Origin of the sequence: Kitasatospora sp. NBC_00458 (assembly GCF_036013975.1) — a bacterium.
Classification (GTDB): domain Bacteria; phylum Actinomycetota; class Actinomycetes; order Streptomycetales; family Streptomycetaceae; genus Kitasatospora.
On record NZ_CP107904.1, the window covers coordinates 277652 to 290946 of the forward strand.

At 76.0% G+C, this 13295-nt stretch carries 14 protein-coding genes and 1 pseudogene; 10 read left to right on the forward strand and 5 right to left on the reverse strand.

Translation table 11 applies throughout. The features are described from left to right. Window positions 1-12: 12 nt before the first annotated feature. The 4 genes from OG550_RS01240 to OG550_RS01255 all read left to right on the forward strand — a co-directional run bounded on the left by OG550_RS01240 (window position 13) and on the right by OG550_RS01255 (window position 1838). Complete coding sequence (locus OG550_RS01240; protein ID WP_327673547.1) at window positions 13-213, forward strand: hypothetical protein; 201 nt, start codon at window positions 13-15, stop codon at window positions 211-213. Further along, window positions 206-442, forward strand: a complete 237-nt coding sequence (locus tag OG550_RS01245; protein WP_327673549.1) for a hypothetical protein — start codon at window positions 206-208, stop codon at window positions 440-442. The genes OG550_RS01240 and OG550_RS01245 overlap by 8 nt, the downstream gene beginning before the upstream one ends. 515 nt (window positions 443-957) lie before the next feature. Beyond that, window positions 958-1608 (forward strand): hypothetical protein, encoded by a 651-nt coding sequence (locus OG550_RS01250; protein ID WP_327673551.1) that lies wholly within the window; start codon window positions 958-960, stop codon window positions 1606-1608. Next, window positions 1572-1838, forward strand: a complete 267-nt coding sequence (locus OG550_RS01255) for a hypothetical protein (protein ID WP_327673553.1) — start codon at window positions 1572-1574, stop codon at window positions 1836-1838. The genes OG550_RS01250 and OG550_RS01255 overlap by 37 nt, the downstream gene beginning before the upstream one ends. 94 nt (window positions 1839-1932) lie before the next feature. On the opposite strand, the pseudogene OG550_RS01260 reads toward OG550_RS01255, so the two are convergent. Beyond that, window positions 1933-2142: pseudogene (locus OG550_RS01260) on the reverse strand (hypothetical protein); the annotation flags it as partial. 110 nt (window positions 2143-2252) lie between these two features. Between OG550_RS01260 and OG550_RS01265 the strand changes: the two are divergent. After that, window positions 2253-2834 carry a GNAT family N-acetyltransferase gene (locus tag OG550_RS01265; protein WP_327673555.1) on the forward strand — a complete coding sequence of 194 codons (582 nt, stop codon included), beginning with the start codon at window positions 2253-2255 and terminating at the stop codon, window positions 2832-2834. Further along, window positions 2821-3348, forward strand: a complete 528-nt coding sequence (locus OG550_RS01270) for a 2'-5' RNA ligase family protein (RefSeq protein WP_327673557.1) — start codon at window positions 2821-2823, stop codon at window positions 3346-3348. Before OG550_RS01265 ends, OG550_RS01270 begins: the two co-directional genes overlap by 14 nt. 176 nt (window positions 3349-3524) lie before the next feature. Here the strand turns inward: OG550_RS01270 and OG550_RS01275 are convergent, their stop codons facing one another. Then, window positions 3525-4418 (reverse strand): carbohydrate kinase family protein, encoded by an 894-nt coding sequence (locus OG550_RS01275; RefSeq protein WP_327673559.1) that lies wholly within the window; start codon window positions 4416-4418, stop codon window positions 3525-3527. 487 nt (window positions 4419-4905) lie between these two features. Here OG550_RS01275 and OG550_RS01280 point away from each other — a divergent pair, with 487 nt between their 5' ends. The 4 genes from OG550_RS01280 (at window position 4906) to OG550_RS01295 (ending at window position 9138) form a co-directional block, all read left to right on the forward strand. Further along, window positions 4906-6447, forward strand: coding sequence for a M1 family metallopeptidase (locus OG550_RS01280; protein WP_327673561.1), 1542 nt, complete (start codon window positions 4906-4908; stop codon window positions 6445-6447). 698 nt (window positions 6448-7145) lie between these two features. Further along, window positions 7146-7667, forward strand: a complete 522-nt coding sequence (locus OG550_RS01285) for a SigE family RNA polymerase sigma factor (protein ID WP_327673563.1) — start codon at window positions 7146-7148, stop codon at window positions 7665-7667. Then, window positions 7654-8520: a hypothetical protein gene (locus tag OG550_RS01290; protein WP_327673565.1), complete on the forward strand. Its 867-nt coding sequence runs from the start codon at window positions 7654-7656 to the stop codon at window positions 8518-8520. The genes OG550_RS01285 and OG550_RS01290 overlap by 14 nt, the downstream gene beginning before the upstream one ends. Window positions 8521-8889: 369 nt before the next feature. After that, window positions 8890-9138 carry a hypothetical protein gene (locus OG550_RS01295; RefSeq protein ID WP_327673567.1) on the forward strand — a complete coding sequence of 83 codons (249 nt, stop codon included), beginning with the start codon at window positions 8890-8892 and terminating at the stop codon, window positions 9136-9138. A 101-nt stretch (window positions 9139-9239) separates the two neighbouring features. Here OG550_RS01295 and OG550_RS01300 read toward each other — a convergent pair whose 3' ends face one another. The 3 genes from OG550_RS01300 to OG550_RS01310 form a co-directional block, all read right to left on the reverse strand. Beyond that, a complete protein-coding gene (locus tag OG550_RS01300) occupies window positions 9240-10889 on the reverse strand; it encodes a sigma-70 family RNA polymerase sigma factor (protein ID WP_327673569.1) in 1650 nt (549 codons plus the stop codon). A gap of 215 nt (window positions 10890-11104) precedes the next feature. Further along, the gene (locus OG550_RS01305; protein WP_327673571.1) at window positions 11105-12127 is read right to left on the reverse strand and encodes a CAP domain-containing protein; all 1023 of its coding nucleotides are present in this window, start codon (window positions 12125-12127) and stop codon (window positions 11105-11107) included. Between the two features lie 480 nt (window positions 12128-12607). After that, window positions 12608-13096, reverse strand: a complete 489-nt coding sequence (locus OG550_RS01310) for a GNAT family N-acetyltransferase (protein WP_327673573.1) — start codon at window positions 13094-13096, stop codon at window positions 12608-12610. Window positions 13097-13295: the final 199 nt, after the last annotated feature.

Below are 13295 nucleotides of genomic sequence, written 5' to 3' on the forward strand. Positions count from 1 at the left end.
CAGGGGCGCATCGTGAGTATTCGCGAGATCGCCGCCCGCCCGTCCGAGGTGCCGCCGGACACCGACGAGTGTCCGGGGTGCCTGTTCTTCGACCGTGCCGAGGCGCAGTACCCGCAGGCCGTGAACCCCATGATCTCGCGGATGCTCGCACGCAACCGTGCCCGACACGTCGAGGACGGGGAGTGCACCGTGCTGGGGGTGGCCGGTGAGTGACCAGGACACCCCGCAGGCGGCTCTGGACGGCCCCACCGAGGAGTTGGGGCCGGTGGACCCGTTCGCGTGGCTGCACGCCCACCCGTGGCCCGTGAGGAAGTTGTCCGGGCCCCGTCCGGTTCTCACGCCGGAGGAGTTCGGCGAGGCGCCCCTGTCGGAGGGAGACAGGGTTCGCCGTGCCCGACTGCTGGCGCGGGTTCGCGAGGCCAACCACCCCTGGCTGCGCTGATGGACCCCTACGCCGCCCCGGTGTTCGGCATCGGCGGCCTGTGGGCGGGCCAGCGCCGGGCGTGGGACGGACTCCCGCCGCCGGTTCCCTGGTGGGGGCAGCACCGGCCCTTGTGGGCCACCCAGATTCCCGCTCCGGCCGTCATCCCTGGCAGGCGGCCGGCCGGAGCGGGTTCCGCAACACCGAAGGACCCCGGCACCTGCCGGTGACCGGGAACCCCGCAGTGTGAGGAGTCATCAGTATGGGCCACGACCCGGAGAAGCAGCCCGAGAGGCCGCCCGGCCCCACGCCGCCGGACGCCGCCGACACCGTCCCCGCCGAGTAGGAGGAACCTGCCATGCGCATCGAGATCATCGTGTCCAAGCACAAGGGCAACGAGAAGCCGCCGCCGAAGCACGCGGGCAAGCCCGCCGAGGAGAAGCCCGCCACGCCGTCGAAGTAGCGGCTGCCAGCACACGGCAGGCCCCTCGCCAGCACGCGCGAGGGGCCTGCCCCCACTGCAAGGGAGAGCACCGATGGCCGACCGTCTGGTCATCTCGTACGAGTCGCGCCACTTCGCCGACGCGGACTGGTCGAGGAACGCGGACCGCTGGCGGGCCAGCTTCTACGAGAACGGATCCAAGATCTTCGGCACCGCCGACATCACCCGCGTCATCCCGGGTGTCACACCGAATCCCCGCGAGGCGCTGGAGCTGGACCCGGGACTTCTCGACCGCATCCCACGGGTGATCTTCACCGAGGACGGCGGACTCGCTCCGGCCCTCGCCGAACTGCGGCCGTCGCTGCTACTCCTGCTGGAGTCGGTCGAGGTCTCGGCCGAGTGGCGGGGGAAAGGCGTTGGGATGCGTCTGGCGGTCGAGGCGCTCCGCCGCCTGGCCGTCCCGGGAACGCTGGCCGTCTGCTACCCCGCCCCGATCCACGACCACGGGCCGGACGAACCGTGCAGCTTCGACTCGGACGACCCCGAGGTCCGCAGGCCCGACGAAGAGGCCATGGACAAGCTCCGCCGGGCCTGGGAACGCCACGGGTTCGGGCCGATCGGCGAGGGCGTGTACGTCCGTCTCATCAAGCCTCAAGACCGATCCTCCGCCACAGGCGGGCGGGGGCAATCTCACCTCCAGGACCAACCATGTGGGCCAGCACCGAGCCCGACCGGCAAGCCATGATCAAACGTCTCGTGATCGCCGCTCTGCCCGCTATCGCCCGACGCTACGAGTCGGGTGTGGGCATGCGGGTCATCGGCACGATGTACGGCTGCGATCCGAACTGGCTCCGCGATCAGATGCTCAAGGCCGGGCATCGCGTCCGGCCTCTTGAGGAAGCCACCGGCATCCGCCCGACGGCTCCCCTTCCATGGACACCCATACGACTGTCGGGGCGGAAGATGATGCCCTAGGTCATCGTGAGAAGGAAGGGGCCACAACAGGGCCGTGGCCCCTTCTTTCTCAGCCCCATTTCCGCAGGTCAGAATCAAGGTGCAAGGGTGATACGTTCTCCCAGGTGGTCGCCCAGACCAGGTCGAACGGCAGCGCGCGCAGCCGCTCGCCGTGCGTCCGGTCCAGCCAGACCTCGACCGGCCGGGCGGACCAGGCCGGCTCGGTGAGGAACGGCCGGTATCCCGGCGGGCGCTCCGCCGGGGCGGCGTAGTAGGGGTTGAGCGGGCCGTCGACGTCGAGCAGGAGCAAGGGGCGCGGATCCACGGGACGGAACCGTACCGGGCACGGTCGGGCCCGGGGCGGCGGCGGACGGGGTCCGGGGGATGATCGAAAAGCGTTCGTCACCGGGGCGGCCGGGTGCCGATAATGCGCGCATGACGATCAGTGGGACACCTACGACCGAGATGACCTGGGCCGTTTCGGCCGCCGACGTCGGCTCCGCGGAGGCCCTGGCGTTGCTGCGGGAGTACTACGTGGACGTCGCCAACCGGTACTACCGGCTCCACCTCGGCCGGGAGGGCACGGCGGAGGAGATCGAGACCGGGCTCGCGGACTCGCCCAGCGACGACCTCGCCCCGCCCGGCGGGGTGTTCCTGCTGGGGCGCTACGGCGGGGCGGCCGACTCCTGCGCCGGCCTGCGCGTGCTCGACGCCCGCACGGTGGAGCTGACCAGGGTGTACGTCCGCCCCGCGCGGCGCGGCACCGGCGGGGGCGCCCGGCTGCTGGCCGCCGTCGACGAGGCGGCGCGGGCACTGGGCGCCGAGCGGATCGTGCTCGACACCCGGCTCGACCTGGTCGAGGCCCGCGCGCTGTACCTGCGGAACGGGTACCGCGAGATCCCCGCGTACAACAGCGGTCCCTACTCGCAGGTCTGGTACGGCAAGGACCTCACCACCGGCCCCGCCGACGACCGGGTGCCGTCCCCGACCGCGGACGGCCCGCGTGCAGACCGTTGAGCTGCTCTGCGACGCGCCGTTCGACCGCGCCGTCCGCGCGGTCTGGCAGCAGTTGGCCGATGGCGGCGTGGACAGCCTCGCGCACAACACCCACCCGGGCCACCGCCCGCACCTGACCCTGGCCGCGTGCGCCCGGATGCCCGACGGAGCGGCCGAGCGGCTCGACGGGCTCCTGCGGGACGCCCTGCCGCTGCCGGTCCGGCTGACGGGTCTGCTCTCGTTCAGCGCCCGCAGCCGGCACCGGGTGCTCAGCCGGTCGGTGGTGCCGACCGTCGACCTGATGCTGCTGCACCAGCGGGTCTGGGAGGTGCTCGACGGCGCCGAGGAGCCGGACCGGCACTACGTTCCGGGCCGCTGGTCCCCACACCTGTCCCTCACCCGCCGCCTCACCCCCGAGGAGGTCACACTCGCGCACACCGTGCTCGGCCGGCTGCCCGACCTCACGGGGGCCTTCGACGCGGCCCGCAGCTTCGACTCCGGGACGCAGCAGACCCGTCCGCTGGGAGCGGGCTGAGGGCCGGGCGCGCCACGCGTGACGGGGCGGTCGCGACGAGGCGGCCGTGACGGGGCGCCCGTGACCGGGCCGCCTGACCGGGCGTCCGGCGAGGCCCGCCGGGTGGTGGCGATCCGGCGACGGCGCGCCGGGCCCGACAGGCCCGCCCGGGCCGGCGGCGGAGCCGTGGCGCGCCGTCAGGGGGCGGTCGCGGCCAGGGCCTCCGCCAGCTCGGCGGCGTCGGGCGGGTTGGCGCCGGGGCGGGCGACCGTCAGGGCCGCCGCCGCGGCCGCCCGGGTCAGCGCCTCGTCGAGGCCGGCGCCGCCGTGGCGGGCGTGGAGCAGCGCGGCCATGAAGGAGTCGCCCGCCCCTACGGTGTCGGCGACCTCGACGGCTCGGGCCGGCACCTCGACGCGGCGGCCGTCCGCGGTGAGCGCGAAGGCGCCGTCGGGTCCGCGGGTGACCGCGACGGTGGCCGGGCCGAGGCCGAGCCAGTGGCGGGCCGCCTCCTCGGGGTCCCGGCCCGGGTAGAGCCAGCCGAGGTCCTCGTCGCTGGCCTTGACGAGATCGCTGAGCGCCACGCACCGCTCGACCCGGCGGACGGCGTCGGCCCGGTCGCCGAGCAGCGCGGGGCGGACGTTCGGGTCGTAGCTGACGCCCGCCCGGCCGCGCCACCGCTCGACCAGCGCGAGTACGGCGGCCGCGCCGGGCTCGGTCACCGCCGCGATGGAGCCGATGTGCAGGTGGCCGGGCGGGTGCGGGAGCTCGCCGGCCGGGAGGGTCCAGTCGATGTCGAAGGTGTAGCGGGCCCGCCCCTCCCCGTCGATCCCGACCACCGCCGAGGGGGTGCGCACGCCCCCGGCCGGACCGGTGAGGACGGTGACGCCGGCCGACTCCAGGTGGGCGCGGATCAGCCGCCCGTACGGGTCGTCGCCGAGCTGGGTCAGCAGGGCGGTCGGCGTTCCGAGCCGGGCCAGTCCGTACGCGACGTTGGCCGGGCTGCCGCCGGGGTGGACGGTGTCGGGCGCGCCGTCGGTGCGGACGACGTCGGCGACGCACTCGCCGATCACCACGAACTGGGGGCTGGTCACGGGCTGCTCCTGCCGGTCCGGTGCACCGGCGGGGCTGCGGGCGGCCGGCGCGGCTGCCCAGCCTACGAGGTGGTGGACGCGTACGGCCGGTGCGTACGGCCGCTGCGCACAACGGGGGCAGCACGGCGGGGGCACTGCGGCGGGGGCGTCCGTACGGCGCCCGGAGCGGGTGCGGGCGCGCGGCACGGGTGCGACCGTAGGCATGAGTACGGCCGCCGGACCTGGCCAGGTCCGGCGGCCGTGGCCCCTCCCGTCAGGGGGTGGAGCTCTTCGAACCTATGACACTGCGCAGCCGCTCGGCTACCACGGTGGTCCGTCCGGGGGACGGCCGCGTGTCGCGCGGCTCCGTCGGGGCCTCCGGGATCGGCCGGAACCGGGCGGGGTTGTCGGACCCCTCTGCTACGTTCCGTGTCGGTAGGGTCGCGCTGCGGAACCGGGTGTGCCCGGTCCGTGCTGCGGGCCGAACGACACGAGAGAGGTGATCGCCTTGTCCAGGTACCGCTCCGTCCTCGCCGCCGCGCTCGCTGCGGCGCTGCTCGCCCTGGCCCCGCCGGTCCCGGCCGCCGCGGAGCCGGGCGCCGGCCCGGGGGCGGGTACGGACGTGGGCCCCGGCACGGGGGGCGGCACCGGGGACCCGGTGTTCCCCGGGCTCGGCACGACCGACTACGACGCGCTCGCCTACGACCTCGCCTTCACGTACCGGGCCGACACCCGCACCGTGGACGGCACCACCGTGCTGACCGCCCGGGCGCTCACCGCACTGCGCGCCCTGGAGCTGGACGCCCTGGGGCTGGACGTGCGCTCCGTCCGGGTCGACGGCCGGCCCGCGCAGTTCCGGGAGCACGACGAGAAGCTCACCGTGGTGCCCGCCCGGCCGGTGCGGCGCGGCGCCGCGCTGCGGGTGGAGGTCGCGTACACGGCCGACCCGCGCGGCGCGCTGCCGCACACCGGCTGGGTGGTGACGCCCGACGGCTTCGCGGTGGCCGGTCAGCCGGACGGTGCGCACACCGTCTTCCCGTGCAACGACCGCCCGGGCGACAAGGCCCGCTTCGCCGTCGCCGTCACCGCGCCGGACGGGCTGTTCGGGGTGGCCAACGGCCTGCTCACCGCCACCGAGAAGCACTCCGACGGCTCCACCACCCGGCGGTACGCGTCGCGCGAGCCGATGGCGACCGAGCTGGTCCAGGTGTCGGTGGGCCGGTACACGGTGCGCGAGAGCCGCGGACCGGGCGGGATCCCGCTGCGGGACGTCGTCCCCACCGAGCGCGCCGCCGCCCTGGAGCCCGCCCTGGCGCTGACCCCCGGGCAGCTGGCCTGGGTCGAGGGGCACCTCGGCCGCTTCCCCTTCGAGACGTACGGGCTGCTGCCCGCCGACACCGACGACCCGGCGGCGTTCGACTTCACCGGCCTGGAGACCCAGACGCTCACGCTCTACAAGCCGAACTTCCTCCGTCAGCCCGAGAACCTGATCGGCTCGCACATGGTGCACGAGCTGGTGCACTCCTGGTTCGGCAACAGCGTCACCCCGGGCGCCTGGGCCGACCTCTGGCTGAACGAGGGCCACGCCGACTTCTACGGCCTGATGTACCGCTACGAGCGGGGGTGGCCGGACTCCTCCGGCTTCACCGACCTGACGGCCCGGATGCGGGCCGTGTACGCCAAGGGCGACCAGTGGCGCCGCGACTCCGGGCCGGTCGCCGCGCCGACCGCCGCCAACCTGTTCGACAGCCAGCGGTACACGGGCGGCGCGCTGGTGCTGTTCGCCCTGCGGGAGCGGGTCGGCGCCCAGGTCTTCGACCGGATCGAGCGGGCCTTCCTGGAGCGGTACCGGAACGGCAGCGCCACGACCGCCGACTTCCTGCGCACCGCCGACGAGGTCTCGGGGCAGCGGCTGAGCGGGTTCCTGACGGAGTGGCTGTACGGGGAGAAGACGCCGCCGATGCCGGGCCACCCGGACTGGACGGTGGACCAGGTGGATCGCGCCGCCCTGCGGGCCGCCGACGTGCCGCAGGGCTCCGGAACGCTCTGACCGCTCCACCCCGGGCGGCCCCGGCCGCAGGGACCAGCCGCAGGGACCGGCCTCGCGTACCGGCCGCAGGGACCGACCCGGTCCACCGACCGGGTCGGCCGACCCGACGCGCCGGGTCGGTGCGCCCGGGCGCCGTCCGCGCGCCCCTGGACGGCCCCCGCGCAGGGGCGGATCGTGGTGCCCACGGCCCGCCCGCCGCCCGGCCGAGTCCCGGCCGGCTCGCGGGCCGTCCACCGTTGTGTGCCGGTGCCTCAGGCCCGGCTCCGGTCCCCCGGCCCTGGTCCCCGGCACCGGCCGAGTCCGGCCGCCCCTGGGACGAGCCGTCGGACGCATCCGGGCTGCGGGACGGATGGCGGCCCCCGGGGGGCCGGGCCCGCCCGAGTCGCCCCCGCCCCGTCCCGCCCCGAACCGCCCGGCCGTGCTGGGCGGAGGGCCCCGCCCGGTCCGCACCGCGCCTGCCCGGCCGCGCCAGCCCGCCGCGGTGCCGGAGGTCCGGCCGGATGCCGGAAAGTCACCCCCGGAAGGCAACCGAAATCGGTCCCCGGCGCGTTCAGCAGCCGTGAGAACGACAGCGAGGACACGGCGGCCCCGGCCGACCGGCAGGACCTCCGCCGCCGACACGGCGGCGAGGACTACGGACACGACAACGGACACGACGACGGACACGACGGCGGGAACGGCATGGCGGGGGCGGCAGGATGAGGGACGCGACACCGGACTTCGAGGAGTTCGTCGCCGCCCGCAGCCCACGGCTGCTCCGGATGGCGTGGCTGCTCACGGGCGACCCGCACCTGGCCGAGGACCTGTTGCAGACCGCCCTGGCCAAGGTCTGGCCACGCTGGGACCAGATCTCCATCGACCGGCCCGAGGCGTACGTCCGACGGGTGCTGGTGAACTCGCACGTCTCCTGGTGGCGCCGCCGCTGGCACGGGGAACTGCCGCACGACCGGCTGCCCGAACCGCCGGTCGACGCGGACCCGTTCGAGGACGTGGTGGTCGGCCAGGTGGTGGCCGCCGCGGTCCGGGCACTGCCGCCGCGCCAGCGGGCCGCCGTGGTCCTGCGCTTCTTCGAGGACCTCAGTGTGGAGGAGACCGCCGAGGCGCTGGGCTGCACCGCGGGCACGGTCAAGAGCCAGACGCACCGCGCCCTGGTGGCCCTGCGGGGCAAACTGCCGACCCGCGAGCTGCTGATGCACGGAGGACACCGTGACGGGGCGTGAGTCCGGCCCGGACTACGGCAGGCCGCCGGCGCCCGGGGTCGAGGACGAGGACGAGCTGCGGATCCTGCTCCAGCTGGCCGCCCCCCATCTCGCGGCACCCGACGACCGGATGGACCGGATCCGCGAGCGCGCGGCCCGCACCCGGCGGCGGCGCCGGACCGCCGCCCTCGCGGCCGGGCTGGCCACCGGGCTGACGGCCGCGGTGCTGGCCGCCGCACCCGCCCTGGCACCGAGCCCCTCGGGGACGGCGCTGGCTCCCGGCTCCGCAGGCCCGGCCGCGCCCGGCGGGGCGCCGTCGAACGCGTCGCCCAGCCCCACGCCGGACCGCACCACCGGGTCGGAGACCGGCGGGCCGGTCCGGTTCCCCGACCTGGGCGGGGTCATCGTCGACATCCCGCCCGACTGGTACCGGCTGTCGGTGCCCGGCACGAACCGCAGGGACGGCACCGCCGCCTTCGGTTACGCCGCCGGCCAGCCGATCGTCCCCGAGGCGGGCTGCCCGATCCGGAACGGAACGCGGGACCGGTTCTGCCTCGCCTCCGGGAGCTTGGAGGACGGCGGGGCCCTGGTCGGCCTCACGCTCGTACGCGATCCGGCCCTGGCGGGCAAACAGGCCGGCCAGGCGATCGATCTCACGGAGGCCCCGCTGGAGAAGTCCTGCCTCGTGCAGGGGGGCACCAGTGCGTTCCGCGGGTACCGGACGGTGGTGGTGGACTCCCGGCCGACGGTCGTCGAGCTGACGGCCTGCATGCGCAGGCCGTCCGAGGAGACCGTGTTCGTGGTGGACCGGATCCTCGGCTCGGTCCGGCTGAGCGGCGCGGCCGCGGACGCCCCGACGACGGCTCCGGAGTGACGGCGGGCCGGGACTCCCCGGCCCGCTCGTTGCGGCGGCGTGGCCGGCGCGCACTCCACCGGCTGCTGCCCGCCGCTCCGGTCCCGCCCGGTCCCGGCAGGTCCCGGGCAGCGGCCGACCGCGTCCGGCGACACCCGTGAGGGGACCGCCGTGAGGGGACAGCCTTGAGGGGACCGCCGACGGCGGGCGCAGCGGCACGCCCGGTGGCACCGGCGACCGGGCGCGGTGCCGGCGACGGGGCCGGCCGGCGGGCCTTCCGACGGCTCGGTCGGCTCCGGGACGCTTCCGGGCCCTGCCGGGGGCGCGAGGCGCGACCCGGACACGACCGCCGGGCCGTAACCCGAGTGGCGCAGCGTCGTTGGACGGGGCATGAAGAAGCGCAGCATGCTCGCCGTCGCCTCGCTCGCCGTGGGCGTCGTGGCCTCCCTGACCGCTCCCAGCGCCCACGCCTCCGCGGTCGGCGGCCAGGGCGACCTCACCGGGCCGCTCCAGGGCAGCGTGCCGGCCACGGTCCCGGACGCCCTCCCGGGCCAGGTCGGGGACGCCGGCGGCGTCGTCGGCGACGCGACCGGGTACGTGACGGGGCAGGCGCCCGGGCTGGTCGGACTGTCGTCCTGACGGCCCTGGGCCGAGCCACCGGCGCGCCGTGGTGAGGGTCGGCGCCGGTGGGCGCCGGTCCGGTCCGGGGCCGATGAGGGTCGGCGCCGGTCCGGTGGGGGTCAGCCGAGCGGGGCGCCGAGGTCCTGGGTCCAGTAGAGGCCGGCTGGTCCGGTGGCCACGCCGATGCCGACGTCCTTGAAGGCGCAGTCGAGCATGTTCGACTGGTGGATGCCCCCGTCCATCCAGCGGGAGAAGACCACGGCGGGGGCGGTCGGCCCCCGGTCGAGGTTCTCGCCCCACTGCGACCAGCGGTAGCCGGCCGCGCCGAGCCGGGAGTCGGCACGGGTGCCGTCCGGGCTGGTGTGGTCGAAGAACCCGCGCGCCACCATGTCCTCGGCGTGCTTCTGGGCGGCCGCGTGCAGCTTCGGGTCGATCCGCAGCGGGCCGCAGCCGGTCCTGGCGCGCTCGGCGTTGACCAGGTCCACCAACTGGCGCTCCAGGCTGGGCGGCGGGCCGGCCTGGCGACTGGGGCTCGGGGTCGGGGTGGCCGCCGGGGTGCTCGGTGCGGGCGGCTCGGCGGGCGCGGACGCGAGGGTGACCACGACCGTCGGTGACGGGGCCGTGGTCGGGGTCTCGGGCTCGGGTGCGGGCGGCGCCGGTATCGCGGCGGCCGACGGGGTGTCGGGAGCGGCGGCCGGAGTGGTCGGTTCGGGTGCGGTCTCCCCGGGCTGCGGATGGTGGGGCCAGACCATCGCGAGCGTGGCCGCCGCCAGCACGGCGGCCGTCCCGCCCGCCAGGACGGTCTTGCGGCGGGCGAACTCGGCCCAGCCGCCCGTTCCCCCCGCGGGGTCGGCCGGAGGCGTGCCCGTCCCGCCGGGCGAGGCCGCGCCGGGAGCCGAGCCGCCTCCGGCACCCGCCCCGCCCGCGGCTGCCCCGGAGGACGCGGCGGAGGAGTTGGCCGCGGCGGTCGCGGCCTGGAGGGCCAGTCCGGTCGGCGTGTCCATCGGCACGGGCACCAGCGCCAGCCCGGCCAGCAGTCCCTCGGCCGGGAACAGGTCGCGGCCCAGCCCGTCGCAGGAGGCGCAGGACCGGATGTGCCGGGCGATCCGCTTGCGCCAGACGGAGTCGGGTGCACCGTCCCACCCGGCGGTGAGTTCGGCCAGCTCGGGGCAGCGCGGGTAGGCGGTCAGCGCACGGACCACCACCCGGCCCGCCTCCAGCTGCTTCTTCATCCGCTGCACCCGGACGGCGGCGTGCTGGGGCGTCAGGTCGAGCGCCTCGGCGAGTTCGGCGCGGGTGAGGTCGCCGCACGCCTCCAGCCACCAGAGGGCGAGCAGTTCCTGGTCGTCCGCGTCCAGCCAGCGGGTGGCCTCGGCGACCTCCCGGCGCTGGCCGGAGAGGCCGAGGCGGAGGATGGTCAGGTCGGTGAAGTCCGCGCGGGGGTCGGCCAGCTCCCAGGTCTCGTCGAGGCCGCCGACGGCTGCCTGCTGCTGACCGGTCGACCGCCGGCGGACCTGGTTCATGGTGATCGCGACCAGCCAGGACCGGAACGCCTCGGGGTCGCGCAGCCCGTCCAGTCCGTCGAGGGCCCGGATCATCGTCTCCTGCGCGACGTCGTCCACGTCGGCATGGCCGTTCAGCGCCCGGCCTGCGACGTTGTAGACCAGCGGGAGCCAGGCGGCGACCAGCGCCTCCCGCGCCTGCGGGTCGCCCGCCTGGGCCGCGAGCACCAGGGTCGTCCCGGTCCTGCTCTGCACGTCAACGTTCATGGGTCCGCACTCCGTCTTGCTGTCGTCCGTCCGCCGTTGCCTCCTCGGAGACCTCTGGGGAGTGCTCAGATAACAACAATTCGCGCGGATTCGGAAAACCCGAGGTCAGCGGGGGTGTTCTCGGCGGCCGGTCCCGGCCCGGGGAGGAGCCGGAACCGGGGCCGGAACCGGGGCCGGAGCGGGGACCGGAGCCGGCCCCGGACCAGGGCCCGGGGTCACGACGGCGAGGCGAAGACCTGCGTCCACCAGGGACCGCCGGAGCCCGTCCGGACGCCCACCCCGATCTGCTTGAAGGAGCAGTTGAGGATGTTGGCCCGGTGGCCGGGGCTGTTCATCCACGACTCCATCACCGCCGCCGGGTCCTTCTGGCCGCGCGCGATGTTCTCGCCCCAGCTGCTCCAGCGGTAGCCGGCCGCCTCGATGCGCTGGTCCGCGTGGTTGCCCTCGGGGCTGGCGTGGTCGAAGAAGCCGCGGTTCGCCATGTCCTCGCTGTGGACCTGGGCGGCGGCGGTCAGCTTCGAGTCGACGGAGAGCGGGCCGCAGCCGGCTTGGGCGCGCTGGGCGTTGACCAGGTCCGCCACCTGCTGGGCGAACTGCGCGTTCGCCCCGCCCGGACCGGCGGTGGTGGTCGGCCGGGCGCTGGTCGCGGACGGCTTGGCGGTGGTGGGGGCGGCGGTGGTCGTGGCGGCCGGGGACTCCGGCTTCGTGGGGGAGGGGGCGGTCGGGCTCGCGGTGGGGTTGCGCGGTGTGCCGGAGGCCGAGGACGGCGCGGCCGAGGCCGACTGTCCGGGCGTGCCGGTGGAGGCGGAGGGCGTCGCGGACGCGGTGCCGGTGGCCGGGGCCGCGGTCGCCGCGTGGGCCGGATCGCCGGCGGGCGGGCTGCCCGCCGCCGCGACGGCGGCCAGGTCGCCGATGCCCGCCCCGGGGACCTGGATGCCGTTCTGGTCACCGGCTTCCGCCGCGATCAGCGGCTCGTAGGCCACGGCCACGGCCTGGTCCCCGCCGTCCTCGCCTTCGTCGCCCCGGTACACCGCGTACCCGGCACCGGCCAGGGCGGCTATCACCCCGGTTCCCGCGACGGCGGCGACCACCGCCACCATCGGTCCGAGGCCGCCGCGCCGCCGACCGCGGCGGCCGTGCCCGCGGCGCCGCTCGGCGCCCCGCCGCGCGGCACGCCCACCGGCGCCGCCGTGGCGTCCGGTAGCGGGGAGGATGGTCGTCCGGTCTTCGCTGTTCACCTGCGCACGCTTCCTGTGTCCGGGTCCGTCGGGAGGGTACCGACACCTGGGAGACCTCGGGGCGGAAGCGGGATAACAAAAAGTACGAACGAATTTCCGAGAACCTTCGGAGAACCGTGGCGAGGGGTGGGGAAGGAGCGCCCGGCCGCGGTTCCACGCCCCGCCCCCGCCCTCACCCCGGACGTCCGACGGACGTCGGCCGCCGCCCCCGACCACCGGGCGCCGGACCGTGGCTCCGCTCCGGTCAGGTCGCCCGCCGCCGGGCCCGCCGCGCCTCGCGGTCGACGGCCCGCCGACGGGGAGGCGGACGCTCGTCAGCCGGTCCGCGGGCGAGCACGGCACCGTGGCCCTCGTCTACGACCGGCTCCGTTGGGCCCGCTGACGGGGCCGGCCGGCGGACGCGCTTCCCGGCGGGGTCCGCGTCCCGGCGGGCGGATCCAGGCGGGCGGCGGGCGGCCGCGGGTGCCCCGCAGGATGCCGTCAGCGCCCGGCGGCGGAGTCGCCCGGAGGCATGTCGTAGGTGACGAACATCGTGCGCGTGGCGACCTGGTCGTACTTGCTGCGGGCCCGGTGGTTGTCGTCCGCGGTGATCCAGCGGACGGTGTTCCAGCCGCGTTCGGCGGCGATCTCGCGCAGTCGGGCGAGCAGGGCGTCGACCGCTCCGGCGCCCCGGGCGGACGGGGCGACGAAGAGGTCGTCGAGGAACCCCGCGACGGCGCCGTGCAGGGGCCGGACGAAGGGGCGGTAGTGGGCCAGGCCGACCGGCGTGCCGTCGGTGTCGCGGACCACCAGGCCGTCCAGCTCGTGGGCCGGGTCGGAGAGCCACGACCAGACCAGCCCGGCCTTCTCGTCCGACGCCGGCACCCGGTAGAACTCGCAGTACCCGCGGAACAGTTCGCGCCAGGCGGCGAAGTCGCCGCTCCCCGGCGCCTCGACGGTCCAGCGGGCGGCGGTGGTCACGGACGTCATACGGGCTCCCCGGTGTGCGCGGCGGTTCTGCGGTCGCGGGACAGCATGACGGTCCGTCGGGCCGCGGCCGATCGACAGTCCGGCCAAGAACGCCCCGGGTACCGCTCCATCCGGGCAGCGTCCGGCGGGCGCCGCGCCGCCGAACGGCGATCGCCCCGACCGGCGGCGTCCTTGCCACCGTGGCGTCCGGACGGGCGGG